At 49.8% G+C, this 26,848-nt stretch carries 23 protein-coding genes; 13 read left to right on the forward strand and 10 right to left on the reverse strand.

Features of this window, described 5'->3' with window-relative positions:
• Window positions 1-1,018 (forward strand): DNA translocase FtsK (locus AC6R0L_RS00885; RefSeq protein WP_500627959.1); only part of this gene is annotated, 1,018 nt, incomplete at its 5' end.
• A 171-nt stretch (window positions 1,019-1,189) separates the two neighbouring features.
• Here the strand turns inward: AC6R0L_RS00885 and dsbB are convergent.
• Both dsbB and nhaB read right to left on the reverse strand, forming a co-directional pair.
• On the reverse strand, window positions 1,190-1,702 hold the full coding sequence (gene dsbB, locus AC6R0L_RS00890) for a disulfide bond formation protein DsbB (protein ID WP_500627960.1): 513 nt from the start codon (window positions 1,700-1,702) through the stop codon (window positions 1,190-1,192).
• Window positions 1,703-1,812: 110 nt separating this feature from the next.
• Entirely contained in the window at window positions 1,813-3,402 is a 1,590-nt protein-coding gene (gene nhaB / locus AC6R0L_RS00895) for a Na(+)/H(+) antiporter NhaB (protein ID WP_500627961.1), read from the reverse strand.
• Between the two features lie 674 nt (window positions 3,403-4,076).
• On the opposite strand from nhaB, the gene fadR reads away from it, so the two are divergent.
• Window positions 4,077-4,916: a fatty acid metabolism transcriptional regulator FadR gene (gene fadR, locus AC6R0L_RS00900; protein ID WP_334552516.1), complete on the forward strand. Its 840-nt coding sequence runs from the start codon at window positions 4,077-4,079 to the stop codon at window positions 4,914-4,916.
• A gap of 78 nt (window positions 4,917-4,994) precedes the next feature.
• Here fadR and AC6R0L_RS00905 read toward each other — a convergent pair whose 3' ends face one another.
• Complete coding sequence (locus tag AC6R0L_RS00905; RefSeq protein ID WP_500627962.1) at window positions 4,995-6,191, reverse strand: DUF1887 family protein; 1,197 nt, start codon at window positions 6,189-6,191, stop codon at window positions 4,995-4,997.
• 139 nt (window positions 6,192-6,330) lie between these two features.
• The gene (locus AC6R0L_RS00910; RefSeq protein ID WP_500626118.1) at window positions 6,331-8,322 is read right to left on the reverse strand and encodes a HAMP domain-containing methyl-accepting chemotaxis protein; all 1,992 of its coding nucleotides are present in this window, start codon (window positions 8,320-8,322) and stop codon (window positions 6,331-6,333) included.
• A 231-nt stretch (window positions 8,323-8,553) separates the two neighbouring features.
• Between AC6R0L_RS00910 and hinT the strand changes: the two genes are divergently transcribed.
• The 7 genes from hinT (at window position 8,554) to AC6R0L_RS00945 (ending at window position 14,649) form a co-directional block, all read left to right on the forward strand.
• Window positions 8,554-8,904: a purine nucleoside phosphoramidase gene (hinT, locus tag AC6R0L_RS00915; RefSeq protein ID WP_334552513.1), complete on the forward strand. Its 351-nt coding sequence runs from the start codon at window positions 8,554-8,556 to the stop codon at window positions 8,902-8,904.
• 204 nt (window positions 8,905-9,108) lie between these two features.
• Window positions 9,109-10,437 carry a COG3014 family protein gene (locus tag AC6R0L_RS00920; RefSeq protein WP_500627976.1) on the forward strand — a complete coding sequence of 443 codons (1,329 nt, stop codon included), beginning with the start codon at window positions 9,109-9,111 and terminating at the stop codon, window positions 10,435-10,437.
• Complete coding sequence (locus tag AC6R0L_RS00925; RefSeq protein WP_334552512.1) at window positions 10,434-10,823, forward strand: YcfL family putative periplasmic lipoprotein; 390 nt, start codon at window positions 10,434-10,436, stop codon at window positions 10,821-10,823. Before AC6R0L_RS00920 ends, AC6R0L_RS00925 begins: the two co-directional genes overlap by 4 nt.
• A 36-nt stretch (window positions 10,824-10,859) precedes the next feature.
• Window positions 10,860-11,450 (forward strand): penicillin-binding protein activator LpoB, encoded by a 591-nt coding sequence (gene lpoB, locus AC6R0L_RS00930; protein WP_334552511.1) that lies wholly within the window; start codon window positions 10,860-10,862, stop codon window positions 11,448-11,450.
• Window positions 11,451-11,471: 21 nt separating this feature from the next.
• Window positions 11,472-12,323 carry a phosphotransferase gene (locus AC6R0L_RS00935; protein ID WP_487901134.1) on the forward strand — a complete coding sequence of 284 codons (852 nt, stop codon included), beginning with the start codon at window positions 11,472-11,474 and terminating at the stop codon, window positions 12,321-12,323.
• Between the two features lie 106 nt (window positions 12,324-12,429).
• Window positions 12,430-12,969 carry an alpha/beta hydrolase YcfP gene (ycfP, locus tag AC6R0L_RS00940; RefSeq protein ID WP_500626121.1) on the forward strand — a complete coding sequence of 180 codons (540 nt, stop codon included), beginning with the start codon at window positions 12,430-12,432 and terminating at the stop codon, window positions 12,967-12,969.
• Between the two features lie 390 nt (window positions 12,970-13,359).
• Window positions 13,360-14,649 carry an NAD(P)/FAD-dependent oxidoreductase gene (locus AC6R0L_RS00945; RefSeq protein WP_334552508.1) on the forward strand — a complete coding sequence of 430 codons (1,290 nt, stop codon included), beginning with the start codon at window positions 13,360-13,362 and terminating at the stop codon, window positions 14,647-14,649.
• A 65-nt stretch (window positions 14,650-14,714) separates the two neighbouring features.
• On the opposite strand, the gene AC6R0L_RS00950 is transcribed toward AC6R0L_RS00945, so the two are convergent.
• The 5 genes from AC6R0L_RS00950 to AC6R0L_RS00970 form a co-directional block, all read right to left on the reverse strand.
• On the reverse strand, window positions 14,715-14,987 hold the full coding sequence (locus AC6R0L_RS00950; RefSeq protein WP_500626122.1) for a DUF4282 domain-containing protein: 273 nt from the start codon (window positions 14,985-14,987) through the stop codon (window positions 14,715-14,717).
• Between the two features lie 143 nt (window positions 14,988-15,130).
• On the reverse strand, window positions 15,131-15,670 hold the full coding sequence (locus tag AC6R0L_RS00955; RefSeq protein ID WP_500627963.1) for a GNAT family N-acetyltransferase: 540 nt from the start codon (window positions 15,668-15,670) through the stop codon (window positions 15,131-15,133).
• Window positions 15,671-15,703: 33 nt separating this feature from the next.
• The gene (locus AC6R0L_RS00960; protein WP_500627964.1) at window positions 15,704-16,492 is read right to left on the reverse strand and encodes a peptidoglycan binding protein CsiV; all 789 of its coding nucleotides are present in this window, start codon (window positions 16,490-16,492) and stop codon (window positions 15,704-15,706) included.
• Window positions 16,493-16,591: 99 nt separating this feature from the next.
• On the reverse strand, window positions 16,592-20,047 hold the full coding sequence (gene mfd, locus AC6R0L_RS00965; RefSeq protein ID WP_500627965.1) for a transcription-repair coupling factor: 3,456 nt from the start codon (window positions 20,045-20,047) through the stop codon (window positions 16,592-16,594).
• Window positions 20,048-20,055: 8 nt separating this feature from the next.
• Window positions 20,056-20,622 (reverse strand): PilZ domain-containing protein, encoded by a 567-nt coding sequence (locus AC6R0L_RS00970; RefSeq protein ID WP_500627966.1) that lies wholly within the window; start codon window positions 20,620-20,622, stop codon window positions 20,056-20,058.
• Between the two features lie 163 nt (window positions 20,623-20,785).
• Between AC6R0L_RS00970 and lolC the strand changes: the two genes are divergently transcribed.
• The 3 genes from lolC to lolE are packed head-to-tail and all read left to right on the forward strand — an operon-like array spanning window position 20,786 to window position 23,918.
• Window positions 20,786-21,994, forward strand: coding sequence for a lipoprotein-releasing ABC transporter permease subunit LolC (lolC, locus tag AC6R0L_RS00975; RefSeq protein ID WP_500627967.1), 1,209 nt, complete (start codon window positions 20,786-20,788; stop codon window positions 21,992-21,994).
• Complete coding sequence (gene lolD, locus AC6R0L_RS00980; RefSeq protein WP_500627968.1) at window positions 21,987-22,673, forward strand: lipoprotein-releasing ABC transporter ATP-binding protein LolD; 687 nt, start codon at window positions 21,987-21,989, stop codon at window positions 22,671-22,673. Before lolC ends, lolD begins: the two co-directional genes overlap by 8 nt.
• Window positions 22,674-23,918, forward strand: coding sequence for a lipoprotein-releasing ABC transporter permease subunit LolE (lolE, locus tag AC6R0L_RS00985; RefSeq protein WP_500627969.1), 1,245 nt, complete (start codon window positions 22,674-22,676; stop codon window positions 23,916-23,918). It begins immediately after the preceding gene.
• 135 nt (window positions 23,919-24,053) lie between these two features.
• Here the strand turns inward: lolE and AC6R0L_RS00990 are convergent, their stop codons facing one another.
• Window positions 24,054-24,584, reverse strand: a complete 531-nt coding sequence (locus AC6R0L_RS00990) for a DUF2062 domain-containing protein (protein WP_334552499.1) — start codon at window positions 24,582-24,584, stop codon at window positions 24,054-24,056.
• 62 nt (window positions 24,585-24,646) lie between these two features.
• On the opposite strand from AC6R0L_RS00990, the gene AC6R0L_RS00995 reads away from it, so the two are divergent.
• Window positions 24,647-26,821 carry a DNA internalization-related competence protein ComEC/Rec2 gene (locus AC6R0L_RS00995; protein ID WP_500627970.1) on the forward strand — a complete coding sequence of 725 codons (2,175 nt, stop codon included), beginning with the start codon at window positions 24,647-24,649 and terminating at the stop codon, window positions 26,819-26,821.
• Window positions 26,822-26,848: the final 27 nt, after the last annotated feature.

Below are 26,848 nucleotides of genomic sequence, written 5' to 3' on the forward strand. Positions count from 1 at the left end.
ATCGGTCGGGGTGAACGTCATGATCTTGAGTATCCTCTATAAAGCGACCCCAGAAGATGTCCGCTTTATCATGATTGACCCGAAAATGCTTGAGCTGTCAGTGTATGAAGGGATTCCTCACTTGTTGTCTGAAGTGGTGACCGACATGAAGGATGCGTCCAATGCATTGCGTTGGTGTGTTGGCGAGATGGAGCGGCGTTATAAGTTGATGTCTGCACTGGGCGTTAGGAACATCAAAGGATTCAACGACAAGCTGAAAATGGCGGCAGATGCGGGCCACCCAATCCACGATCCGCTCTGGCAACCGGGTGACAGTATGGATGAGCATCCACCGCTGCTCGAAAAGCTGCCTTATATCGTAGTGATCGTGGATGAATTTGCCGATCTGATGATGGTGGTCGGGAAGAAAGTCGAAGAGTTGATCGCGCGTTTAGCACAAAAAGCGCGCGCCGCGGGTATCCACCTCATTTTGGCGACGCAGCGCCCTTCAGTAGACGTTATTACCGGTTTGATCAAAGCGAACATTCCTACGCGGGTTGCATTTACCGTTTCAACCAAAACGGACTCTCGAACCATTCTCGATCAAGGGGGGGCAGAGTCACTGCTGGGTATGGGTGATATGTTGTATCTTCCTTCCGGATCGAGTCACACCATTCGCGTCCATGGGGCATTTGCTTCAGATGACGATGTGCATGCGGTGGTCAACAACTGGAAGGCACGCGGCAAGCCAAACTATATTGATGAGATCACCAACGGAGACCAAGGGCCAGAAGCGTTGCTACCGGGCGAGAAGCCCGAAGGTGATGAAGAGATGGACCCTCTGTTTGATCAAGTGGTCGAGCACGTAGTGCAATCTCGTCGTGGTTCAGTCTCTGGCGTTCAGCGCCGATTTAAAATCGGTTACAACCGTGCGGCGCGAATTGTCGAGCAGCTTGAGGCTCAAGGGATTGTCAGCGCGCCAGGTCACAACGGCAACCGAGAGGTCTTGGCGCCAGAGCCGGGTCGAGAGATGAACTGATAGCAGGTAATATGCGTTGTTACTTTACATAGGGGCACTTTACATATTGTTACTTTGCATATTGTTTCTCGAGGCATAGTCAGCGTCGCGCCGGCAAAGACGACTCATAAAAAAATGGCTTCCGTTTGGAAGCCATTTTTTTACCCATGCGTGCAGAGTGAGTACCAAGCGTTATTTATCTTTGGCAAACTGAGAGAGAACAATGACACCAAGCGCGAGCAGGTTTGCAGCAAAGATAACTACGAGCCACTGTGGCATGGAGAGCGTCAAAAACTGCCATACGATTTTGCTGCAATCCCCATAAGCTTCAAACATCCAAGGCGCCCATTGATTGAGCGGTGCCCAGTCAGGGAATTGAACAAACAGATCACAGGTGTAGAACGGCGAAGGGTTAAACTGGTAATCCACGTGTTCTAGTGACAGCATGAGTCCTTTATAAGCACTGCCGCCCCACGCTGCGAGCCCTAACCAACGCAATACAGCAACACGTGGATTGATGGCACCAATCAGCGCTGCGGCCGCGATGCCAAGCATGGCGATGCGCTCATAAATACACATCACACACGGCGCCAAGCCCATTCCGTGCTGGAAGAACAGTGCACACAACTCTAGTGCGACAATCAAGCCAAACAGCAGTAGCCAAGCAAATCGTCCCTGAGAAAACTGTTTAATCGAAGAAAGCATAAGTAATGAAATATCCCTAACAAAGAAAAGAAAAAAGCTCTGACTAATCAGAGCTTTTTAGCGTGTAAAAGTTTCTATCGCAATAAAAAATTATTCAAACGTGATGCTGATTAGTGACCTTTGGTCACCGCATGCATAATTTCTGCTGAGTGATGCGTGATCCAGCCTGCTTCATAGAACCACGCGGTCATTGGCTCAAGCAGGAAGACAATACCGGCAAAGCCAACTAACGCCAGCACTATCGTGTAGGGCAGTGCCATGATAACCATGCGACCGTAGGACAAACGAATCAAAGGTGCCAGCGTTGAGGTCAACAAGAACAAGAAGGCAGCTTGACCGTTCGGGGTGGCAACCGATGGCAAGTTGGTGCCCGTATTGATCGCTACTGCGAGCAGGTCAAACTGGTCACGATTGATCACGCCTTCCATCAACGCCGTACCCACTTCGGTAATGTAGACCGTGCCGACGAATACATTATCAGACACCATCGAAAGCAGTCCGTTAGCGACATAGAAGAGCGCCAGTTGGGTGCCTTTATCTTCGACGTGCAACACCGCATCAATCACCGGCTTGAATAGCTCTTGGTCGATGATGACAGCAACAATTGAGAAGAACACCGTCAAAAGCGCGGTAAAGGGTAGGGCCTCTTCGAAGGCTTTACCTAGCGAGTGCTCTTCAATCACGCCCGTAAACGCAGTAGCCAGAATGATGACCGACAGGCCGATGAGGCCCACCGCCGCGAGGTGGAGCGCAAGGCCGACAATCAGCCATACCGCGATAACACCTTGAACCCAAAGCTTAGCCACATCTTGTTTGGTGCGCTTTTTACGCTCTTCGTTGTCGTAATCAACCAGAATCTGACGCACCGTGTCAGGCAGGCGGGCGCCATAGCCGAAGACTTTCATTTTTTCGACGAGCACACACGTTGCGAGACCACAAATCAACACAGGTAGAGTAACGGGTAACATGCGAACAATAAACTCACCAAACTGCCAGCCAGCCTGATCAGCAATGATCAAGTTTTGCGGCTCACCCACCATGGTCATCACGCCACCGAGTGCCGTACCCACCCCTGCGTGCATGAGCAGCGAACGCAAGAAGGCGCGGTAGTTCTCTAAGTCATCACGTGTAAGATCGTTAAGATGATCATCTGACGTATGGTCATGGGTCGCGTGACCACCCTGACCGGAGGCAACTTTGTGGTAAATCGCGTAGAAGCCAACTGCGACACTGATGACAACAGCGATCACCGTTAATGCATCTAAGAAAGCAGATAAGAACGCTGCGGCGAAACAGAACGCCAGCGACAACATGCTTTTAGACTGAATACCGAGCAGAATTTTGGTAAAGATAAACAGCAAAAGCTGCTTCATGAAGTAGATACCTGCGACCATAAAGACCAGCAGTAGCAACACTTCGATATTCGCGACAAGCTCATGCTTGACTTGATCCGCACTGGTCATGCCAATGGCGATGGCTTCAATGGCCAATAAACCACCGGGTTGCAGCGGGTAACACTTCAGTGCCATTGCAAGGGTGAAAATAAACTCTGCGACCAACAACCAGCCTGCGACAAAAGGATCGATGAAAAAGAACACAAGCGGGTTGATGATGAGGAAGGCTATGATGGCAACTTTGTACCAATCCGGTGCCTTACCAAGAAAGTTCTTGATGAAGGCGTTTCCGAGTGACATCGGCATGACATTAATACTCTTTATTGTTGTACTGAATTAACACAGACGTGCCCGAATTCAATGTAGGCGTCGCAGCGGGTCATGCGCAGATGGCTCATGCGCAGATAGTCCAGCCGTGTAACGCCAAATCAACAGCGACTTAGAAAAACAACATCCTGAGTATCAATATGTGGTCTTGCCAAGTCACTCCCTGAGAAAGACAAGCACTCCTTACTTCGGTCGCCACTCTACCGTTGATAACTTGTTAGTCAATGATTAAGTGATATCTGATAAATGTATCCGTCCACTTTTATTCAAAAACGCGATCAAAGTTACGTAACGCTTGCATAATAGTTGTGAAAATCAGCAATTGATGGCAGTTAGCCATTTAGTTGAATTGATAAGCAACAATGTGGGATTATATTGCATAAAAATAACAATGTTAGTTTCAAAAATAAAAACTCATATTGTGTGATTAATGCAGTACTCATAAGGCCTCAGAGAAAGTGAGGTTAGGTAAAGTTAAAATTTATTGGTTTTGACAATCCCCACACCACTTAAAACCGCCAAAACAAATTAGAGTTAATGCTCTATATGGCATCCATGCCACGTTTACTGGTGGTTTGTTTTCGCTAGGCAAAAACTAGTGGTATGATGAGTTCCATTCGACCCAGATAAATATAAAATTGGAACAGTAATTAATGGTCATCAAGGCAAAGAGTCCCGCAGGATTTGCAGAGAAATACATTATCGAAAGTATTTGGAAAGGGCGCTTCCCTCCGGGTTCGATTCTCCCAGCCGAACGAGAGCTCTCTGAACTCATTGGTGTAACACGTACGACGTTGCGTGAGGTATTACAAAGATTGGCTCGTGATGGTTGGTTAACCATTCAGCATGGTAAGCCGACTAAAGTAAACCAGTTTATGGAAACGTCCGGGTTACACATTCTTGATACATTGATGACGCTCGATGCTGAAAACGCAACCTCTATCGTAGAAGATTTGCTTGCGGCACGTACAAACATCTCACCTATCTTCATGCGCTATGCGTTCAAAGTAAACAAAGAGAGTTCAGAGCGTACCATTCACAATGTGATCGACTCTTGTGAAGCCTTGCTCGCGGCCGACTCTTGGGATGCTTTTATTGCCTCCTCGCCGTATTCAGACAAGATTCTGCAACACGTGAAAGACGATGGTGAAAAAGATGAGCAGAAACGCCAAGCGACGTTGATTGCGAAAACGTTTAATTACTACGATTACATGCTTTTCCAGCGTCTCGCTTTCCACTCAGGTAACCAGATTTACGGCTTGATCTTTAATGGATTGAAGAAGCTTTACGATCGTGTGGGTAGCTACTACTTCTCAAGTGCTCAGGCGCGTGGTTTAGCGCTCAAGTTCTACCGTGATTTGTTGGAGGTATGCGAAACGGGCAACCGCGAACAAATTTTGGTGGTTGTGCGTCATTACGGGATGGAGAGCGCGCAGATCTGGAATCAGATGAAGCAAACTCTACCGACCAATTTTACCGAAGACGACAGCTAATCTCGCTGCCGACCTTAAGTAAGCAAAAAGCCGCGATTGTCATCGCGGCTTTTGTGTCATTGGTATCAAGAATCGTGCTTAACGAGCCGCAGGGCTGTTTACTCCTGTCTTAAGATCGAGTCCGTCAATGCCTCCAGCGGCTTGAAACCATGTCGTAAGATGGGTTTTCAAGTCTTTGAGCTCATCAGGGCCGATTAACGCGAGGCCCAAGTCTTCTGCTCGGGTGATGTCGTTGTAGCGCAGCGGTCTAAAGCTGACGAGCATGGCGCGTGCCTGTAAGCCGCCGAGCAAGTCTCTTAACGATTCGAGTTTGTATAAGGTGTCATCGCCATCATCACGCATACCTTTGGTCTTACACTCGATGATATGGAGCTTGTTGTTGACGACGCAGGCGACATCCAGCTCATTGCGCACTTCACGCTCACCGAGCTCACGATACACCTGCACATTAAGTGAGTGATCTTGAATCGTTGGCATGCTGTGTTGAATCTGGCGCACCGTGCTGTGGACTAGGGTTTCCAGCCACTCCCCGTTGGAGAAGCGTCTTGCATCTTCATTGGCAAAGGTAAGCACACCGTTCTCATACGTTGCGATGTTGGCATCCACCAAATCCTCGATCAGCATCTTGAGCTCACGATAGCCTTGCTGCTTCTCCGACAACTCTACACTGAGGATCTGTTCTTTGCGGCATGTCGTGGCGAGATAGTTGAGTGTCGCAAGGCCAGGGCCAAGTTCTAAGGCGTTACTCGCCCAGCGCTCACCCAACTCATAGAGTTTTTGGTCTAACTGAGGCGGCAACATTTGTTGGCTAAATTCGCCGCGCGCGCCAAATACCGTAAGGTAATCGTCAATGGTGATCCAATCTTGCAGTTGCGTGTCTTCTACGCCATCAGGGTAGAGCCAGCAGACGCGATCACTGTTGGGCTCAACCACAAAAATTGGCCAATGAAAGGTGCGAAACACTTCGTAAACCGACAGGAGTCGATGGCGCAGACCGCAGCTGGCGTTAAGGCGCACATCTTCACCACTTTGCTTAAGGCGCTCTGCCAGTTCCGCAACGGTTTTCTTTATCTCAGACGGATTAGTAACGTCAGGAATTTCATAGAACTCTGAGTGAATCTCACGCTTAGCCAAGACACGACTCAGTCTGTCGAATAGGGTGCGCTGGGCATTGACGCCAATAAAGACGATGTGGTTACTGATGCTGCGATTATCTAATAGGGGGGTGACCAAGCGAATCGGGTCTTGGTCGATGATGCCAACATGAATTGTCATAGTTATTCCTCATGTCAGGCCCACAAAAAGGAGAGTAAAAGGGTGAGGCCTAATCACGATATAATGACAATCTGCCGAAAAAACAAGGGCAACCGCTATAATTGGTCGCCCTCTGTCAATAATTTACCGTATCTTTACGTTACAGCTTGAATCGATGCACCAGTTCGCCTTGCTGACCAGCAAGCTGACTTAAGTCATGGCTGGTTTGAGCGATTTGCGCCATCGCCTGATAGCTGGTGTCGGCGATAAGGTTAATCTCTTCAATGTTTCTTGCAATGTCTGAGGTGGTTTCACTTTGCTCTGCTGCGGCTTGAGAAATGTGTCCACTCATCTGGCTGATCTCCATGATCAAGCCCTGAATTTCTTCCATTGCACTGTTGGCGTTGGACGCTTGTTCAACCGACAGCTCCATATCGTCCATGCAGCTTTGAATGACTTGGTTGGCTGACGCAGAACTCGATTGCAAGTTACTGATCATGTTTTCAATTTCGCTGGTGGACTCAGTAGTGCGCTGCGCAAGCACGCGAACCTCGTCTGCCACCACCGCAAAGCCTCGGCCTTGGTCGCCTGCGCGCGCCGCTTCAATCGCCGCGTTGAGCGCAAGTAAGTTGGTTTGCTCAGCAATGTTGCGAATCACATCCAAAATGCTGCCAATCTGGCTACTCATGGTTTGCAGATCTTTCACCGCATCAACGGATTCCGTTAGACGTGTCTCAAGCTGATTGATGGTGGTGATGTTAGTGCCCATGATTTGACGACCAGATTCCGACGCCGACTCCACTTGCTCAACCATCTTCTGCGAGCTTTGCGCACTTTGGGCCACTTCCTGAACGGAGTGGGCCATTTCAGTCATCGCGGTGGCGACGTTGGCCGTTTGTTCACGCTGCTGATTAAGCTGCGATTGCGCTTGAGAAGAGGTCTCTTGGTTGGTGCGAGCGGTATTGGTTAAGTTATCCGAGGCATCATTGAGCTTCACCAAGATATTGTGCAGGTTGTCCGCCAACGAGTTGATGTGACCGCTGACGCGGCTGAACTCATTGTTGTAACGGATTTCGATACGGTGTGTCATGTCACCTTTGGTGAGGTATTCCAAGGTGCTAAGAATACGCGTGAGTGGCTCGCGGACACTGTGAGCGATGTGGTAACCGATGCCCAATGCCAGTGCAATCACGATGGCACCAATCAACAGTGAACGAATTTTGCCTTGATTGTAGACTTGCTCTGCTTCAACCAGTGAGGCATTGAGACCCGCTTGGGCCGCTTCGCTGTAGGTAGCCAGCAGCGCCATGGTCGCATCCACTTGCTCAGTCAGGCTCGCAATGTTGGCGTAGAGCGCGTCTTTTGCCACGAGGTAATTGCTGTGTTGATCAAGGACACCGCCTTTTTGACCGATGTCGAGCGTGAACTGCTTGACCGACTCATCAAAGGCTTTTTTCAACTCAGGCATTTGATTGGATAGGCCGTTGTAGGCATAGTTCAAGTGCGTTACGGCTTTTTTGTTTTTCGCAACGGCTTCTGCTACGAACGCAGTGTCTGAACTTGCGAGCGCGTCAGAAGTGATCACTTCGGCGTCTTTCAGCTTAATGAAGTAGCTTTTCGCCATCACTTTGACTGAAATGCTGCTTTGGTCATCGACGTACTCTTTCATCCCGACACTCAACTCAGAGTGCAAGCGTTGGAAACGGCGAGAAGATTGTTGTACTTGCGCTTGAGACTCAAACATCGAGCGATAGTTTTCCATCGCTTGCTTGGCTTCTCCGAAGTAACTGCTCTCTTTCTCTTTAAGATCCGCCATGCTGGCGACCAATTCTGGCTTGCTTGCACTGGCCTTTTCAAGGGCAGCTAAGGTTTGATTGTATTCAACACGTGCTTGGTCGAATTGGCTTTCGATTTGTTCCATGCGCTCAAAGCTCTGAGTGGTCAGAAAATCTTTGAAAAGCTTATCCGCAGAAAGCAGAGAGACACTGGTTTCGTTGGCTTTGGAAACAAGAGGTAGTGAGGTGTTGGAGACACTCTCAAAATTGGATTGGATTTGCTGCATTCCGTTCAACGTCATCATGGTGGATACGATGAACATCACAATGATCAGTGCAAAGCCAGCGTACATTCTTCTTATCACTGAGCCTTTCATAGATCTCTCCCTAACTATGGCAAAAATTCAAACTATAACGCTATAAATAGCAAAAAGAGTTTGATTGTATGGAGAGTGAGACACACATTTTATGACGCACAATACAAAAATGAAAATGTGTATCAATAAAATGCTCACAACATGATGTGAACACTGTTTTTATTGTGATCTCGATTTGCTTGACGCATACTCGATGGCATTAAAATTCAACGATACCTTCTGGAGAGCTTCATGGCTGAAGAAACCATTTTCAGTAAAATCATTCGCAAAGAGATCCCGGCCGATGTGGTTTATCAAGATGATTTGGTTACCGCGTTTCGTGATATCAACCCTCGCGCGCCGAGCCATATTTTGATCATTCCTAATACTCTTATCCCAACGGTGAACGATGTCACAGAGGCCGATGAAGCGGTCATGGGGCGCCTATTTACTGTGGCTCGCAAGTTGGCCAAAGAAGAGGGGATTGATGAAGAGGGTTACCGCCTGATCGTTAACTGTAACGCGCACGGCGGCCAAGAGGTCTACCACATTCACATGCACTTAGTCGGCGGCCGTCCACTTGGCCCGATGTTGATGAGTTAATCGACGCGATACAGTCATGACACAAAGCGAACTTTTTGCGTCGCTTTGTGTCAGAGAGCAGGTCTCACTGATATTTATGTCGGTGAGATCGGTATCTGAAATTCTGATTTGAGGCTTGGAGTGCGTTTTACGAATCAACTCACCATCCACATTCAACGTTGTGCATTACTCGCCAGTACCCTTGTTATCACGGCGTGTGCCAATATGTCGGCTGGCAACCTGTTTAGCCATTACAGCGCACAAAATGCTGATGTGTATCAAGCGGTGCAGCGAGGGGATTATCAGCGCGCACAAGAAGCGCTGCCTGACTTTGTGGCGGGCGATATTCTCGATAACCTTGAAAAGGGGCGCGTGCACTTTCTCAATCAAACCTACAGCGATAGTAAAGCAGCGTTTGAGTTGAGTGACCAAGCCGTTCGCGCTCAGCAAGATAGAGCTACGGTGTCGGTCACTGAAACTCTGACTAGCGTTAGTTCACTCGCGGTGAACGACAATCTCAACGAATATCAGCCCGCAGATTATGAGTTGGGCTTTCTTCACCTCTATCTTGGTCTCAATTATCTACAGCAAAACCAACTGGAAGGGGCGTTGATTGAGATGCGCCGCGCCAATCAAGTCCAAGAGCGTGCCAAGCAAGAGCGTGAAAAAGAGTTAGCGAAAGCGCAAAGCAATATGCAAGCGCAGGGCTTATCTCCCAATTTAGGCAGCGTGCTGTCGAACTACCCTGATGCCGGAAAAACCTTGGCGGCGGTGCAAAATGCCTATTTGTTGTATCTGTCGGCACTGCTTTATGAAGCAGACAATGACCTCAATGCCGCCTATGTGGACTATCGACGCGCGCTCGCGGTGGCGCCAGACAATCAGCAAATCATAGATGGCACCATGCGCGTTGCGACGCGCCTTAGCATGAAAGAAGACCTGATTAAATTAGAGCAGCGATACGGTAAAGCCAGTTTGTTAGAGAGCGACAAAGCGCGCGTCATCGTGCTCGATGAACAAGGCATAGTGACGGCGTTGCAAGGTTGGAAGCAATCTTTGCCTTTGTATGACAGTCGCAACAATGTGGCCTTCTATACTATCGCTCTGCCGTATTACCCGCCTGCTTCGCCAGAGCGATTTACACCGCTTACATTGAATCAAGCGCCGCTCAAGGAATCGCGCTTGACCGATGTCAATGCGATGGCCCAACGTGATTTATCGGAACGTATTACTGCGATGGTGATCCGTCAAGCATTGCGCGTTTGGGCAAAAGATCAATTGCGAAAAGAAGCCACACAAGGCGATGACGTCGGCAATCTCGTATTTAATATTTGGAACACGCTCACCGAGCAACCCGATACCCGCAGTTGGTTAACGTTACCGGGTCATGTTGCGAGCAGCAGTCGTGTGGTCGAACCCGGAACGCAGATTATTCGGGTGAATAACCAAGACTACCCGTTTGATATCGCGGCGGGGCGCACCGTACTGGTGTGGATCTCTCGTCAGGGAGAGAATGCTACAATATGGCATAAACAACTAGGAAGTATACGATGAAAAAATGGCTTATTGCGGCCCTCGCGGCCACGGCGCTGATCGGATGCGCAGACAACACAGCAGGTCTTAGAATCGATGGAGAGACACACAAAGTGCTCTTTGGCGATAACGTCTTAGCCGGCAATCTAAAAATTGAAGACATCGCCACAACAGAGGTAGAAGGGCATGCACGTGGGGTTGTGCGTATGACCAACCAGTCGAAAGGTGATCTCAATGTACTGTATCGCTTTTATTGGTATGACGACAATGGCTTGGAGGTCAACACTAAGCTTAGCCCTTGGCGTCAATCCATCTTACGCGGGACGGAAACGGTGGCCTTGTCTGAGGTGTCGGTGAACCCGAATGGCAAACATTTCCGTTTACAAATTCGTGAAAATAATCAATAAATTAATGACAATTCAAGGTTTATGAGGAACCAAGAAATGAAGAAAAGTGTAATAGCATTACTTGGCTTGGCTGTGATTCTCGGCGGCTGTTCGAACAAAGTGAGTTATGGTGACGCGCAAGCGGTTGAAACCACCACCATTGATTTTGGTTCCACTGACTTGCAAAAAATTGCCGGTGAAATGGTCGATAGCATGATGATGTCAGGCTCGGTGGCGGCCATCACACGTGATGCGCGTCCTATTGTTTTTGTTGAGCGCATCAAAAACAAAACCAGTGAGCACATCGATACTGAATCCATTACCGACACCATCAGCACTAAGATGCTCAACTCAGGCAAATTCCGCTTTGTGGATATGGATCGCGTGGAATCGGTGCGTGAACAGTTGAACTTCCAAAACAACGACGAACTCGTTAACCAAAGTACCGCCATCCAGTTCGGTAAAATGGTTGGGGCGCAATACATGTTGTACGGTAACCTGTCGAGCATCGCCAAAAATGCCGGTAGTGATAAAGACGTCTACTACAAAATGACCATGCGCCTGATGGATCTGGAAACGGGTTTGATTGAGTGGGCAGACGAGACTGAGATCCGCAAACAAGAGTCAAAAAGCTTTCTAGGTATGTAATGACAAGGGAAGAGGTGATCTATGGCCAGGATGTCTTGGCATGAAGCGTGTCAACTTGATCGCTCTTTGACTGCGCTCAATCCGTTCTTCCCTGAGCCCGCCCAATACGCTCAAACGTTGACAGGCGGGCTGACCAACCGTTGTTGGAAAGTGGTCACTCATCGCGGCGCCTACGTATGGCGCCCGAATACGCCCATCACCAAAGCGTTTTCCATTTCGCGCTTTCAAGAGTATCAAATCCTCTCTGCACTCGAACACAATCCCATCGCACCTAAGCCGCATTACATTTGTGAACAAGGGCTGTTGGTGGATTGGATCGAGGGTATTCCGCTGAGAGACGGCCTGTCGTTTGATGATCTGCTCGATACCATGGTGAGCGTTCATCAAGCCAACACACAACGTATTCCCGTCGCGCCGTTTAACTATACGGCACGGGTTGATCATTACTGGATATTGATTGACGACACGCTCAAATCGGACTCGATTCGTGGCGTGTACGAAACGTGGCGCCGTGCGCCCAGTCTGGCGGATGTCGGCCATGTACTGTGTCATTTTGATTTGGCTGGGTACAACATGGTACGCACCACGCAAGGCATCACGGTGATCGATTGGGAATACGCATGCATCGCTGATCCTAGGCTGGATCTGACACTCAGTATCGACGTGTGTCAGCACGACCCTCAAGATGCAGTATTTCGCTACTGTCAAAAACGAGGGGTAGACGGTATTGATGATTGGGTCGAAGGCGTCATGGCTTGGCAGCCCAGAGCAAAAATGATGGCCATGCTTTGGTATCTTCTCGCTTACCAGTTGTGGGGGGAAGAGCAATATTTGACCGAGGCGACCCGGCTTGAAGGCTTATTTTGTAGCTAAGATCACTGTTTAGTGGTTTTGCAACGATAAAGTAAAAGTTAACCCTACTATTTCTGGTAGATTTGGTCGTGGTAGAGTTGGAAGTATTAGGTTCGAGGGAATTAGAATGATTATTTATTTGCATGGCTTTGACTCCACAAGCCCAGGTAACCACGAAAAAGTCTTACAGTTGCAGTTTATTGATGACGATGTTCGTTTCATTAACTACAGCACATTGCACCCGAAACACGATATGCAGCATCTACTCAAAGAAGTGCACAAAGTGATTGAACAGTCGGAGGATACCTCTCCACTGATCTGCGGTGTGGGTCTTGGTGCCTATTGGTCAGAGCGTATTGGATTTTTGTGTGGCATCAAGCAGGTGATGTTTAATCCTAATCTTCATCCTGAGCGCACCATGCAGGGCCGGATCGACCGCCCTGAAGAGTATGAAGACATTGCGACCAAATGTGTGTCAGAGTTTCGCAGTAAAAATGCGGGCCAGTGTTTGGTGATCCTCTCTAAAGAGGATGAAATTCACGACAACAGTCAAACCGCCGAGGCGTTAGCGCCGTATTACGAAATCATTTGGGACGACACCCAGAGCCACAAATTCAAAAAGATCTCTCAACACCTTCAGACGATGAAAGCGTTCAAACAACGCTAATCATCGCGAGCACTTAACCATCAAGAGCGACAGGGTTTATGCCTGTCGCTCTTTTTGTCACCACTTGTCATTAATCCCTACAAAGTTAAGTGAGATAATCACATTCTCCTGTTGCGTGGCGGATTTTGCCCTATATAATGACTTAACTATAAATTTTTTGATAAATATCAAAAAAAATTGAGAGCAAGTAAAAAACTTGCCCCAAAAAACGAGTTGAGCGGCAAAAATGCCCGCTATTGAACGCCAATAACAAGCCTCATATCCGAAAACGTCATGCCAGAGTGCGAATCACGCACCGGTTAGGGTGAGTAACCGCATGGCAAGAGAGAATTTTCTCGAGCTGAGTAATCGGCTCGAATCATGATTATTTATATTTAGAGGAACGTTATTGTGACACGAATTATCGTTGTAGGCGGTGGTGCAGGCGGCCTGGAGCTTGCTACCAAACTGGGTCGTACATTGGGCCGTAAAGGCCGTGCGCAAGTCACCTTGGTTGACCGTAAGGCAAGCCACTTGTGGAAACCCTTGCTGCATGAAGTTGCGACAGGTTCACTGGATGAAGGTGTGGACGCGCTAAGCTACCGTGCGCACGCCAAAAATCACCACTTTGATTTCCAAATGGGTGCGCTCAAAGACATTGACCGCGAGCGTAAAGTGATCACACTGCACGAGCTGAAAGATGAGCATGGCGAACTGCTGATGCCAACGCGTGAGCTTGAGTACGATCTTCTGGTGATGGCCATTGGTTCTACCTCCAATGACTTCAACACCCCGGGCGTGCGTGACAACTGCATCTTCCTCGATAGCCCAGAGCAAGCGCACCGTTTCCGCACCGAAATGAACAATGAATTCTTAAAGCTGCACGCGAAAAATGGTCAAGGCACCGTGGATATCGCGATCGTAGGTGCAGGTGCAACCGGTGTTGAACTTTCTGCTGAGCTGCACAATGCAGTGAAAGAGTTGCGCACTTATGGTTTTGGTGACTTGGACTCAAGCAAGCTCAACGTCAACCTTGTTGAAGCGGGTGAGCGTATTCTTCCGGCTCTGCCGCCACGCATTTCAAGTGCTGCCCATCAAGAGTTGACTAAGCTTGGCGTCAACGTGCGCACCGCGACTATGGTGACCAAAGCGGAAAAAGATGGCCTAGTGACCAAAGAGGGCGACAAAATCCCAGCGCAAATCATGGTTTGGGCTGCGGGCATCAAAGCGCCAGATTTCATTAAAGACATTGCAGGCTTAGAGACTAACCGCATCAACCAATTGGTGGTGAAAAGCACCTTGCAAACGACGCGTGACGATGACATTTTCGTGATTGGCGATCTCGCGCAATGCACGCAAGAAGACGGCTCGTTTGTGCCACCTCGTGCCCAGGCTGCACACCAAATGGCGAGCTGCGCGTTTTCCAATATTGTGGCGAAGATGAACGGCCGAGAGCTCAAGCCTTATGTCTACAAAGACAAAGGTTCACTGGTATCTCTCAGCCGCTTCTCGACCGTTGGTAGCCTAATGGGCAACCTCACCAAAGGCTCAATGATGGTGGAAGGCCGTATCGCTCGCGTAGTTTACATTTCGCTCTACCGCCTACACCAAATGGCACTACACGGGATGTTCAAAACCGCGCTCATCATCCTCATGGGCCGCATCAACCGCGTTTTGAGACCCAACCTTAAGCTTCATTGATCAAAACAAGAAGAGCGCCGATTGGCGCTCTTCTCTTATACGGTTTTGAACTCAACGAATCAGTGTTAGACGTTTGATTCTTCTTTTGCCTCTTTTAGTGCCTGCAAATTTTCGTTGATCTTGAAGATAACAATCATCAATTCACACCAAATACGAGCCCCAATCGCCCCGCCAATCATCGTTAGCAATCCCAGCATAAAGGTTTGAAACGTCACACCGCCGTATCCACTAAACATGGTTCCAATGCCAGAGATGATCGCAATGAGAAGCAGCAACCAGTAAAGTCCGGTGACTAGCTTTGGAGTGAGCATAGATTTAAACGAAAATATCGATTCCATTCTTAGATTTCCTTTCATAGATAAAGGAATAATCATGCCACAGTTTATGGCTCAACCTAGGACAAAGAGTCTGACGCCTGACACGAATTTGGCGTAAGTTATTGGCTAATCAATAATTAACTGCTTTTATGATGAGGTTAAACTCAACCTGGAATCATCGAAAACACCAACCCCTCTTTGGGCTGACCTTGAAAGACAAAGCGATTTTTCGCCCGAGCTTCCAGTGTTGCGCCGCATTTAATGGCGAGGTGTTGACTGGGGAGGTTGTCTGGGTCGCAGACGATTTCGACACGGGTCAGTTTGAGTTGGGCGAAGCAGAACTCCACCAGCGCATTGAGCGCTTCTTGGCCGATGCCCTTGCCTTGGAACTCATCGGCTATCCAATAACCGAGACTCGCCATGTTGAAGGTGTGGTAGAGCTCATTGATGGCGACCATGCCCACCAAAGCGCCGGTTGCGCGTTGGAACACGCCAAAACCGTAGGCTTGAGATTTCACCCAGTTGAGTCGGGTTTGCAACAAGAAGGCTTCTGCGTCCTCTAGGGAGAACTCGGGGTGGCACCAGTCAATCCATTGGTGCAGGCTGGCAGAGTGCACAATCAGATGTTGAAACACCTCAGCATGCTCAGCGTCAATCAAGCCAAGTCGCAGGTTCGGGGTGATGATTTGGTAATCGGGCGACATAAACAACAGCCCTCGCGAGGAGGGCTGACAAGATTACTGCGCGACGCGGCGAACTTGGATAATCACGCCCATGAGAGGGTGATCTAAGTAGTGTGTTTCGGTACTGCGCATGCGGCGCTTTTGGTCGAAACGGTAAGACTTCAAGAAAGCCTGGGTTTCGACGGTTGGCGTGATGTCTTCCATCAAGCCCGCTTGGACTACAGCATTATCTTGCATACTACCTTGTGTGGCGTCTTGCGTGCCAGCGTTGGCTTGGATCGGTGCATCGAGAACCACTTCACGTACGCTTGGCGCTTTTAAATCCAGCTCGACATCGGCGTAAAGGTAATGCTCAACATACACTTGAAACGTACCGTCGAGTTCAAACAGCGGCGCTGGAATACTCTCTTCGGTTACCCCATCAATGACACTGGAGGTGGCATTACTGCCTGCAGGTGAACCATCAACATTAAACTGATTGGAGTAATCTTTTCCTGCTTGAATGTGAAACACCGGCGCACCGAAACGGCCTTGGTCGCCTTGACGCCAAGCGGTGTGCATTAGTACATCAAAGCCCGCGTGACGTTTCAGCTTTTGCACTTGCTCACCAAGTTCATACTGTGAGTAAGGCAGTAACGTGACCTGCTTACTGGCTCTGAAACTGGCATCAGAAAATTTGCCCGCGCGCTCAAGACTGATCTCTGGCGGGTTATTCGGCCAAGATTCCGCAGTCATTTCTGGATTGACGGCACGTTTAAAGATGATCACTTCAATATCAAATTGACGCTCGGCCCAAGAAGGCATCGCGACGAAAAAAAGCAGCAGGGTAATCAGCTTTTTCATTCCAACTCCATTGAAGAGGTAGCGTGTACCTCAAAATTGTTCATAGTCCGCAAGCGGCGCGCATTGCTGTTTCTTAATTCAAGCCCTGATACCTAACGCTTAGGGCAGTCGATTTTGCTTGAATTCGCCTAGCATATCACTAACAAACAGAATTCGCTTGCGTCTGTCGACTAATGGTAGCGTAAACTTGAATTTGGTTGGGCCATCCATTGCGAATTTTTGCGGTTGTGATTGCAGTAGTTTAACCAGATAGACGGGGTTAATGTCAGCATCCGGATAGAACTCGATAAAACCACCTTTTTCATGGGCTTCGATCTTCTTCACTTTGAGTTGCGCCGCTTCAATTTTTAACGCGGCTACTGAAAGCAGGTTTTTGGTGGCATCGGGCAGTGGACCAAAACGGTCTATCAGCTCAACTTTTAGCTCATCTAACTCATCTTGACTGCTGACGCTGGCGATCTGTTTGTACATCGACAGGCGAGTATTAACGTCAGGCAAGTAATCATCCGGCAGCAAGGCGGGTAGACGCATTTCCACTTCGGTTTGCTCGCGCAGTAGATCATCCAACGAAGGCTCTTTGCCCTCCTTGAGTGCCTCGACCGCTTGTTCGAGCATTTCCATGTAGAGAGTAAAGCCAACCGATTGAATTTGGCCACTTTGCTCATCACCCAGCAATTCACCTGCACCGCGGATCTCTAAGTCATGGGTGGCAAGGGTGAAGCCTGCGCCCAAATCCTCCAGCGAGGCGATGGCTTCAAGACGTTTGACGGCGTCCTTGGTCATGGCTTTAGGGTGAGGGGTCAGCAAGTAGGCGTACGCTTGGTGATGCGAACGTCCGACGCGGCCGCGTAATTGGTGCAACTGCGCAAGACCTAGGTTGTCCGCGCGGTCCATGATGATGGTGTTGGCTGTCGGGACGTCGATACCAGTTTCAATGATGGTGGTGCAGACTAAGACGTTGAAGCGCTGATGGTAGAAGTCATTCATGATGCGCTCAAGCTCGCGCTCACGCATTTGACCGTGTGCTGTGGTGATACGCGCTTCTGGGATGAGCTTTTCAAGATCCGCCGCCACTTTGTCGATGGTCTCGACTTGGTTATGCAGGAAGTACACCTGACCACCACGCATGATTTCACGCAGCACGGCCTCTCGAATCGTCGCATCGTCGCTTTGGCGGACGAAGGTTTTGATGGCTAAGCGTCTAGCGGGTGGCGTGGCAATGATTGATAGATCGCGCATGCCACTCATCGCCATGTTCAAAGTTCGAGGGATCGGCGTTGCGGTCAGCGTTAGGATGTCGACATCCGCACGCATCGCTTTCATTTTCTCTTTTTGACGCACACCAAAGCGGTGCTCTTCATCGACAATCAATAGGCCTAAATCGTTGAAGACAATATCATTTGAGAGCAATTTGTGCGTACCGACCACAATGTCCACTTTGCCATCTTTGACATCTTGTAGCACTTGCTTTTGCTCTTTGGCGGTTTTAAAGCGCGACAGCACTTCAACGCGAATCGGCAGGTTGGCAAAGCGGTCACGGAAGTTTTCAAAATGCTGCTGCGCTAGTAGGGTTGTTGGTACGAGCACCGCAACTTGCTTGGCGTTGTCCGTGGCAACAAACGCCGCACGCATGGCGACTTCGGTTTTACCAAAGCCAACATCACCACAGACCAAACGATCCATCGCTTTGGCTTGGCACATGTCAGACAGTACCGCGTTGATCGCCATCGCTTGATCGTCAGTTTCCTCAAATGGAAAGCCCGCTTTAAACGTTGCGTATTGTTCACGGTCAAGGGCAAATTTATGCCCGGGTTTGAGCTCGCGCTTGGCATAAACATCCAGCAATTCGGCGGCAACATCACGCACTTTCTCTGCGGCTTTACGCCGTGCTTTACTCCAAGCATCGCCACCGAGTTTATGCAGCGGCGCTCCGTCCTCGGCACCGCCAGAGTAGCGGCTAATAAGGTTAAGCGAGGCAACGGGGACGTAAAGTTTGGCTTCGTTTTGGTACTCTAGCGTCACGTATTCAGTGACCATCCCACCTGCTTCAAGGGTTTGCAGACCGATGTAGCGGCCGATCCCGTGGTCGATGTGTACCACAGGTTGACCCTCTTTCAATTCGGCTAGGTTGCGAATGACCGCATCGCTGTTGGTGGCTTTGCGATCTTTGCGGCGGCGCTGTATGACGCGATCGCCCAATAAGTCGCTTTCACAGACGAGAGCGACTTGCTCATCGCCAAACAAAAAGCCATGCTCAGAGGCGCCGATGACTAAGGTGTGTTTGTCCTTACTCTCTAGCGCGTCGGAAAAGCTGTGCTTAAGTTCAGGGCGCAACTTGATACGTTGCAATAACTCAAGCAATGCCTCGCGGCGACCTTCTGACTCCACCGAAAAGACAATCTTACCGCGATAGTGTTCGACGAAATGCCTCAATGCGGCCAAAGGTTCTTTGTGCTGATGCTGCACAAAGAGGTCGGGTAAAGGCTCAATATCAACGTTGGCACGGCCTTGCTTGGCGGTGATGGGCTCGACAGAGAGCTCGACTTGGGCAAGGGGCTTAAACTGGCTAAACAGTTCGTCTTTTTTCAGCCACAACTCTTGTGGTGGCAATAACGGGCGCAAAGGATCGACTTTGCGCTGATCATAGCGGTAGTCGACATCGCTTAAGAAGGTATCGATGGCTTGCTCAATATTGCCCACCGTCAACAGTTGGCTGCCTTCTGGTAGGTAGTCAAACAGGGTTTCGGTGTGATCGAAAAAGAGTGGCTGCCAATACTCTATCCCCGCTGGCCAAGTACCTTTAGAGACTTGCATGTAGACGGATTCGGGCTCGCGGCGCGCTTCAAAGTGCTGACGCCAGCGGATGCGAAAATCTTCAATCGCGGCTTCGGTAGTGGGGAACTCATGCGCTGGTAGCAGGCGGATCTCTTTGCGCTCTTCAATCGAGCGTTGGTTCTCCGGATCGAAGGTGCGGATGGTGTCGATTTCATCATCAAAGAAATCAATTCGGTAAGGATCGCTTGAGCCCATAGGGAAGAGGTCCAAAATCGAACCACGACTGGCGTATTCGCCGGGGCCAAACACTTGCTCAACGTGGCGATAGCCGGACTTCTCGAGTTGCAGGCGCAGTTTGTCGAGTGAGTACAAGTCTCCAGTTTTGACCATCAAGGTGTGGGCAAGCAAAAACTCACGCGGCGATTGGCGCTGCAGCAAGGTGTTCACCGGCACTATGGTGATGCCCGCGTTCAGCGTTGGCATTTGGTACAGGTGCGCTATGCGATCCGAGATGATTTCTTGATGGGGCGAGAAGCTGTCGTAAGGCAAGGTTTCCCAATCGGGGAAGAGGGCGACCGACTCGCGAGTAAACTGCTCGATTTCTTGTAGTAGTCTCAGCGCCGTTTGTGGATCAGGCACGGCTAACAGTGTATGGCCTGAGTGTTGATTCGCCAACTCAGCAATCGCAAGTGGTAAGCTGGCGCCCTTGAGGTTACCAATCCGTTTCTTGTCCCCAGCACCTTGTGCTGATGCTAAGTTCAATAAAGATAGTTGTGGCATAGCAGTCGTTATTTTTCTCGATTGATGGAGCGTAGGCGCAGCAGCTTTTGTTGCTGCAACAAGGCGGCTTTAATCAGCAGATCTTGGTCGCTATCACGTAATAAGTCGTATTTGACCGTAATGAGGTAGCCATTATTGTCTGCCTCGCATTGAGTGACGTGCCCGTAGCAGTAGATAGCCGCCGCTGGGCTATCTAAAAAGAGTTTCAGACGTAACTTGCTGTTGAGCGCAAGCGCGGTTTGGGCTTGATAGGTCAACTGGCTGGCACCAAATGCGCTGGTGTGAAAACGCAGGGCTTGATCATCTTGCTGAGAGAGCATAAAGGTCAACAGTAGGTTGAGCTTTGAGTTCTGCGTGTCGAGCAGTTCAATGACATGTTTGAAATCGCTGTTTTTTAGCTCACTGCGCGCGTGATCGTTGAGTAAATCCAGATGGCTAAATTCACTCGCCACTAAAAAGGGGGCGGGAATTTCGCGCTCAAACTGGTCAAAGCAAGGAAAGTCAGCACCTGCCTCTAGAGCCTCGACATTGATGGCGAGCGCGTGATTGACGGTGAAATATTCTTGTTCTGACATGCGTTTTCCTTGCGAGTTTTTTCTGATTATCGTCATACCAGAGCGTTTATCAAGGTATGCCTTTGTTTATTCCACATTTTCACCGCCATTTTGCAATTAAACACTACAATCCACGCAGATTAATGGGTAGAGTAAACGCCATCAAATATTGATGGTTGGTTTTATGTTTCATCCAGTCTCGACCTTTATCGGGCTTCGTTATTTACGTGGACGATCGGGTGACCGGTTCAGTCGCTTCGTCTCTTATATGTCGACCGCGGGCATCACTATTGGCGTGATGTCGCTGGTGACGGTGTTGTCGGTGATGAACGGTTTTGAGTCGCAGCTTAAAAGTCGCATCCTTGGTGTTCTGCCGCAAGCCATCGTCTCTAATAGTGATGGTCATACTGTTCGTTCGGATACGCCGCCTGAGTTTGTTCGTGCGCTTTCTACGTCTTCTGCGCCGACGCCGATCGTTCAGAGTGAGGCGGTGATTCAAAGTGCAGAAAGTTTGAGTGCTGGCTTGATGGTAGGCATCGACCCGAATCTTGACCGCTCGATTGCCACGCACCTGTACGCGGGTTCGGCAGGGGAGCTGCAAACCGGGGCTTACCGCATCCTGATTGGCCAAACCTTGGCGCGAGGGTTGGATGTCTCGGTGGGTGACAAAGTGCGTCTGATGGTCACTGGCGCCAGTCAGTTTACGCCGCTTGGTCGTATTCCTAGCCAGCGTCTGTTTACGGTGGCGGGGATCTTTAACACAGGATCAGACATCGATGGCCAACTGATGACGGTGCACATTGACGATGCCGCCAAACTGCTGCGCATGAAAAGTGATGAGATGTCAGGCTGGCGACTCTATTTCGACGACCCATTTATCGTCAGTGAGCTTGGGCAAAAGTCTCTACCAGAGCTGTGGCAGTGGCAAGATTGGCGTGATCAGCGTGGGGAACTGTTCCAAGCGGTACGAATGGAAAAAAACATGATGGGGCTGATGCTAGGCCTAATCGTTGGTGTGGCAGCATTTAACATTATTTCCGCCCTTATCATGGTGGTGATGGAAAAACAGTCGGAAGTGGCCATCTTAAAAACGCAAGGCATGCAAAATCATCACATTTTGGCTGTTTTCATGGTGCAAGGTGCAAGCAGCGGCATCATTGGCGCATTCATTGGTGGTGGCCTTGGTGTGCTGCTGGCGACGAATTTAAATGCGTTGCTTGATGCAGCGGGTATCGCGTTATTTGCGGTGGGCGGCGAGCTGCCGATCGTTATCTCCTGGCCGCAAATTCTCTTAGTGGTTCTGCTTGCGATTGTGCTTAGCCTAGCGGCGACCTTGTATCCTTCTTACCGAGCATCCTCGGTCAAACCTGCTGAGGCATTAAGATATGAGTAATCTCTTACGTTGTGAACATGTGTGTAAAACTTATCAAGAGGGCGAGTTAAGTACGCAGGTGTTAAAAGGGGTCAGCTTCGATATTGAGCGCGGTGAATTAGTGTCAATCATTGGCACATCGGGTTCGGGGAAAAGTACCTTGCTGCACATTTTGGGCGCGCTCGATGACGCCAGTGAAGGACATGTGACATTTTTGGATCAGCCTCTCGCCGATCTGAGCTCTAACAAACAAGCGAAATTACGCAACCAGCATTTAGGGTTTGTTTACCAATTTCATCATCTTTTGGCCGATTTCAGCGCATTAGAAAATGTCGCTATGCCACTGCTGATCGGCGGCATGCCCGTGTCAGAAGCCAAACAGAAAGCGGCCGCGTTGTTGGACAAAGTGGGCTTGACCCATCGCATCGACCATCGTCCATCGGAGTTATCCGGTGGTGAACGCCAACGGGTGGCGATTGCGCGCGCCTTGGTTAATAGCCCCGATCTGGTCTTGGCGGATGAACCGACCGGTAACCTTGACCATAAAACGGCACTGGCGATTTACGATTTAATGCGCGAGCTTAATCGTGAATCAGGAACGGCTTTTTTAGTCGTGACCCACGATGGTGAGCTGGCGGCAAAAATGGATCGTCAACTGCACATGCAAGATGGTCTGCTGATCGATATTAAGGAGTCGTAAGTGTTGTCTTCTTTGTCACTGTTTATCGGTGGTCGATTCAGTCGCGCAAAACAGCGCAACAAAATGGTGTCGTTTATTTCCATCTCCTCGACCATTGGCATTGCCGTTGGCGTAGCAGTGATCATCATTGGTTTATCTGCAATGAACGGTTTTGAGCGCGAGCTAAAAAATCGCGTCTTGTCGGTGATTTCCCACGGCGAGTTCGAAGGCGTGAGCGGCCCACTCAACGAGTGGCCAAACGTGATTGAGCGCGCTCAGCGACATCCGAAAGTGGAAGCAGCTGCGCCGTTTGTCAAAATGACAGCGTTGGCGGAAAAAGGCAGTGCATTAAAGGCTCTTGAGGTGCGAGGCATCGATCCCGAAGCGGAAGCGCGGATTTCCAGTTTGGCGGAATTTATTGACCCGCAAGTCTGGGCAGAGTTTAAACCTGGACAACAGCAAGCCATTATCGGTCAAGGTGTGGCGGATGCGCTCGGCGCAAAGACGGGTGAAGCCATCACACTGATGATTCCTACGGGTGGTGCGAGTCGACAGGTTCAGACCCCACGTCGAGTGCGAGTTACCATCGCAGGGACGTTGCAACTGAATGGTCAAATTGACCACAGTCTGATTTTAGTTCCGCTTCAGGATGCGCAGGAATATGGCCGTTTAGACAATGCCGTGACTGGGGTGGCGCTCAAAGTGAGCGATGTCCTAGACGCAACGGCGATTGTGCGCGAAGTGGGAAATACGCTAAATGTGTATGTTTACTTGCGCAGTTGGCAGCAAAAATACGGCTTTTTGTACCGAGATATTCAATTGGTGCGCACCATTATGTATTTGGTGATGGTGCTGGTGATTGGTGTGGCGAGCTTTAATATCGTCTCGACCCTGATGATGGCCGTTAAAGATCGCGCAGCCGAGATCGCGATTTTACGCACCATGGGAGCCACCGATGGATTGGTTCGTCGGATCTTTGTCTGGCAAGGTGTCTTCTCAGGCGTGCTTGGTAGTGTGGTTGGCAGTATTTTTGGCGTACTCGTGGCGTGGAATTTGACCTCTCTGATCCAGGGGCTGGAGTCACTGACGGGGCACCAATTTCTTTCTGGCGACATTTACTTTGTCGATTTCCTTCCCTCTGAACTTCACGGCTTTGATGTGGCTTTGGTCTCTTTGACGGCCATCACCCTAAGCTTACTCGCCACTTGGTATCCCGCTTCTCGGGCGGTCAAACTGCACCCTGCCAGCGTTCTCAGTGCGAAGTAGCGATGGTGTTGTGTTTGTCCTGCAAAGCGAACAGTGAGAACAGAAAAAGGACCCGCGGGTCCTTTTTTCATCTTGATTCAACACGCCTTGCATCAGAATGTGTGAATAGGGTGGGTAGGCGTTGGTCTCTATCTGCTATTTTTTCAGCATTCTCGGTATTCTGAACTTTCGTTTTTGCCAACTACGGACAACCGAGTAGCGCCACAGCGCTTTGATGCCAAAATAGCCCAACATGGCGGAGACAATCCCGCAGATCAAGCAGCCGAGCAGGAATGGTGGGCCAATGGTGCTCATCTGTTGCAAGATGAACTCCCAAGAGAGTTCAAAGTGAAAGCGCTGCGGTGGGGTATGCATTACCCAAGTGCCCACTTTGTAGGCGAAGTAAAACATCACCGGCATGGTGATTGGGTTGCTGATCCAGACAAGCGCAACGGAGAGTGGCAGGTTAACGCCGCAAGCAATCGCTAACCCAGCAGACATGATCATCTGACTAGGTAGTGGGACAAAAGCCATAAACAACCCCACGGCGAAAGCACCTGCCGCTGAACGGCGATTCAAACACCACAAATTCGGGTTGTACAACACGTTGCCAAAAACCTTTAGTGCCTTTTGACGCTTGATTAACTCATGGTCAGGCATAAAGCGTTTGATGAATTTTCTTGGCATAGGGGACTATGGCTCACTATCTAATCAGTTGTTGGACTCTTGCTTCTTTTTCGGCGACTGTCATGAGCGCCGCAATTTGGCCAGCTATGCCAGATTGGATTTGGGGTGGCCTTAATGTCGGCCTCCTCGTGGTCTCTATTTGGATTCGTGTGCTTCGAATCGGGTGGGGAATCAATGCCGGTCTGTTGTTAGTGATGCTTCATGGTCACTTAATTCACCAGCAAATAGAAACGCTCTTCCGTGCAGGGCCAGATATTACCATAAACGCGAAAGCTGACAGCTTTTTTAAACAAATAAGTCACGGCTTTAGAGGCGAAATTGTAGTTAGATCAATCAATGGCCAAACATTGCGCAGTTTGATGCCACTGAAAGTTCAGTTTATATCGCCAATTGCTCTGCTGCCGGGCGATGAAATCGACGTTAAAGTGCGCTTAGAGCCTGTCGTCGGCTTACTCAATGAGGTGGGGTTCGATGCTGAAAAGCAGGCGTTGTCACGCCGATGGTTAGCCACCGCGGTAGCGCCTGCGAAGACGCATTTTATCGTGCGCAGCCTGCCCACTCTTCGAGCGCATTACTATCTTTTGCTCGAGCGTGCCATAGCGCCATACTCGCAGCGCGGTTTGATTGAAGCGTTGACCTTTGGCGCTCGGCATCATTTAAGTTCGGAACAATCTGCTCAGTTGGCGCGCAGCGGGCTTGGCCACCTGATTGCCATTTCTGGCCTGCATATCGGCATCGCGTTTGGACTAGGGTGGTGGTTGGGGCGGGGTGTATTCATGCTATGGCCTAGGGCAAACGTGGCGCCGCTCATTTTGGGGCTTATCGTCGCCACTTGCTACGCTTGGCTCGCCGGTTTAACGCTACCCACTCAGCGCGCGTTACTGGCGTGTTTGTTGACCGTGGGACTGCTGCTGGTCAAACGCTATTGGCCGCTGCGGCTCAAGTGGTGTCTGGTGACTGCGATCTTGTTACTCTTTGACCCTTTCGCGCCTTTGTCTCTCAGCTTTTGGATGTCGATTCTGGCGGTGGCGATCATCTTCGTGTTTGTTTCCAGCCGCTACGCACAAACCGGTACGCTTAGCAGCATGCTGCGCTTGCAGGTTTTCTTTCTGCTTTTCATGACACCGCTGACGATACTGTTTTTTGATGGCGTCAGTCGTATCGCGTTTCTCACTAATCTGGTCTGTGTGCCGCTGTTTTCGTTCATTATCATTCCTCTCACGCTGCTCGCGTTGCTGGCCCAGTTGCTATTCGATTGTTCGTTGTTGTGGCCGTTAATCAATAGGTTGTTGCAATGGGTGTCGAATGCTTTGGGTCATTGGGACTTGTGGTGGTGGGTCGCAGACGATTGGGCAATGCTGTTCGGAGTGATCGCTCTGCTAGCGCTGGCTTCTGTCTGGGTACGCAAGCGTGTCTTGTTGCTGATTTTTGCTGTGTCGGCGATGGGGCGGATAGAATTTGCTCCCAAGTCATTATGGGAGATGTGGATGCTCGATGTCGGGCATGGTCTCGCTGTTGTGATTCGACAAGGCGAGACCGCGCTGGTTTATGACACGGGCAGCGCTTGGCAAGACTCGAGCTATGCGGAGCAGATCATCACGCCACTGCTTTACAAGCGGGGAATTCGCCGTGTTGACTATCTTATTCTCAGCCATATGGACTGGGATCATGCCGGTGGTTGGCAGCCATTAGTGGCAGAGTGGCAACCGACACTCATCAGCAGTCAACATGGCGTAGGCGATGTGCCCTGTCGTCAAGGTCAAACCCTACAGTGGCAGCGTTTGACGCTTGAGGTCTTATGGCCGCCAACAAAGGTCTCTCGAGCGTTCAATCCGCACTCTTGTGTTATTCGAGTGAGCTCGCCAGAGGCGTCGGTATTACTGACCGGAGACATTGATGCCATTGCTGAATGGCTATTGCTCCGAGAGCCGCAACATCTGAAGGCCGACATCCTCTTAGTGCCTCATCATGGCAGCCGGACCTCGTCTTTGCCAGCGTTTATCGACGCCGTTTCACCGAGGTTGGCTTTAGCGTCGTCAGCGTATCGAGGGCGCTGGACACTGCCACACCCATTGGTGGTGGAACGCTATCAAATTCGTGGTATTGATTGGCGTGATACTGGCACCTTTGGCCAGTTAGCGGTGAAATTTTATCCAAACGAGTGGTTTGTCCGTGGGATTCGAGAGGTCAAAGGCCGGGCATGGTATAGGCAGATGCTGCGTAACGGAGTAGAATGACCGCAATATTGTAAGAAAAATAAAGCC

This window comes from Vibrio sp. R15-SG3-ISO1A (genome assembly GCF_059833955.1).

Excerpts from the sequence above, each read along its gene's own strand:
- dsbB (WP_500627960.1), bottom strand. The coding sequence starts at position 1,702 with ATGCTTTCTTCGATTAAACAGTTTTCTCAGGGACGATTTGCTTGGCTA.
- nhaB (WP_500627961.1), bottom strand. The coding sequence starts at position 3,402 with ATGCCGATGTCACTCGGAAACGCCTTCATCAAGAACTTTCTTGGTAAG.
- fadR (WP_334552516.1), top strand. The coding sequence starts at position 4,077 with ATGGTCATCAAGGCAAAGAGTCCCGCAGGATTTGCAGAGAAATACATT.
- AC6R0L_RS00905 (WP_500627962.1), bottom strand. The coding sequence starts at position 6,191 with ATGACAATTCATGTTGGCATCATCGACCAAGACCCGATTCGCTTGGTC.
- AC6R0L_RS00910 (WP_500626118.1), bottom strand. The coding sequence starts at position 8,322 with ATGAAAGGCTCAGTGATAAGAAGAATGTACGCTGGCTTTGCACTGATC.
- hinT (WP_334552513.1), top strand. The coding sequence starts at position 8,554 with ATGGCTGAAGAAACCATTTTCAGTAAAATCATTCGCAAAGAGATCCCG.
- AC6R0L_RS00920 (WP_500627976.1), top strand. The coding sequence starts at position 9,109 with ATGTCGGCTGGCAACCTGTTTAGCCATTACAGCGCACAAAATGCTGAT.
- AC6R0L_RS00925 (WP_334552512.1), top strand. The coding sequence starts at position 10,434 with ATGAAAAAATGGCTTATTGCGGCCCTCGCGGCCACGGCGCTGATCGGA.
- lpoB (WP_334552511.1), top strand. The coding sequence starts at position 10,860 with ATGAAGAAAAGTGTAATAGCATTACTTGGCTTGGCTGTGATTCTCGGC.
- AC6R0L_RS00935 (WP_487901134.1), top strand. The coding sequence starts at position 11,472 with ATGGCCAGGATGTCTTGGCATGAAGCGTGTCAACTTGATCGCTCTTTG.
- ycfP (WP_500626121.1), top strand. The coding sequence starts at position 12,430 with ATGATTATTTATTTGCATGGCTTTGACTCCACAAGCCCAGGTAACCAC.
- AC6R0L_RS00950 (WP_500626122.1), bottom strand. The coding sequence starts at position 14,987 with ATGGAATCGATATTTTCGTTTAAATCTATGCTCACTCCAAAGCTAGTC.
- AC6R0L_RS00955 (WP_500627963.1), bottom strand. The coding sequence starts at position 15,670 with ATGTCGCCCGATTACCAAATCATCACCCCGAACCTGCGACTTGGCTTG.
- AC6R0L_RS00960 (WP_500627964.1), bottom strand. The coding sequence starts at position 16,492 with ATGAAAAAGCTGATTACCCTGCTGCTTTTTTTCGTCGCGATGCCTTCT.
- mfd (WP_500627965.1), bottom strand. The coding sequence starts at position 20,047 with ATGCCACAACTATCTTTATTGAACTTAGCATCAGCACAAGGTGCTGGG.
- AC6R0L_RS00970 (WP_500627966.1), bottom strand. The coding sequence starts at position 20,622 with ATGTCAGAACAAGAATATTTCACCGTCAATCACGCGCTCGCCATCAAT.
- lolC (WP_500627967.1), top strand. The coding sequence starts at position 20,786 with ATGTTTCATCCAGTCTCGACCTTTATCGGGCTTCGTTATTTACGTGGA.
- lolD (WP_500627968.1), top strand. The coding sequence starts at position 21,987 with ATGAGTAATCTCTTACGTTGTGAACATGTGTGTAAAACTTATCAAGAG.
- AC6R0L_RS00990 (WP_334552499.1), bottom strand. The coding sequence starts at position 24,584 with ATGCCAAGAAAATTCATCAAACGCTTTATGCCTGACCATGAGTTAATC.
- AC6R0L_RS00995 (WP_500627970.1), top strand. The coding sequence starts at position 24,647 with ATGAGCGCCGCAATTTGGCCAGCTATGCCAGATTGGATTTGGGGTGGC.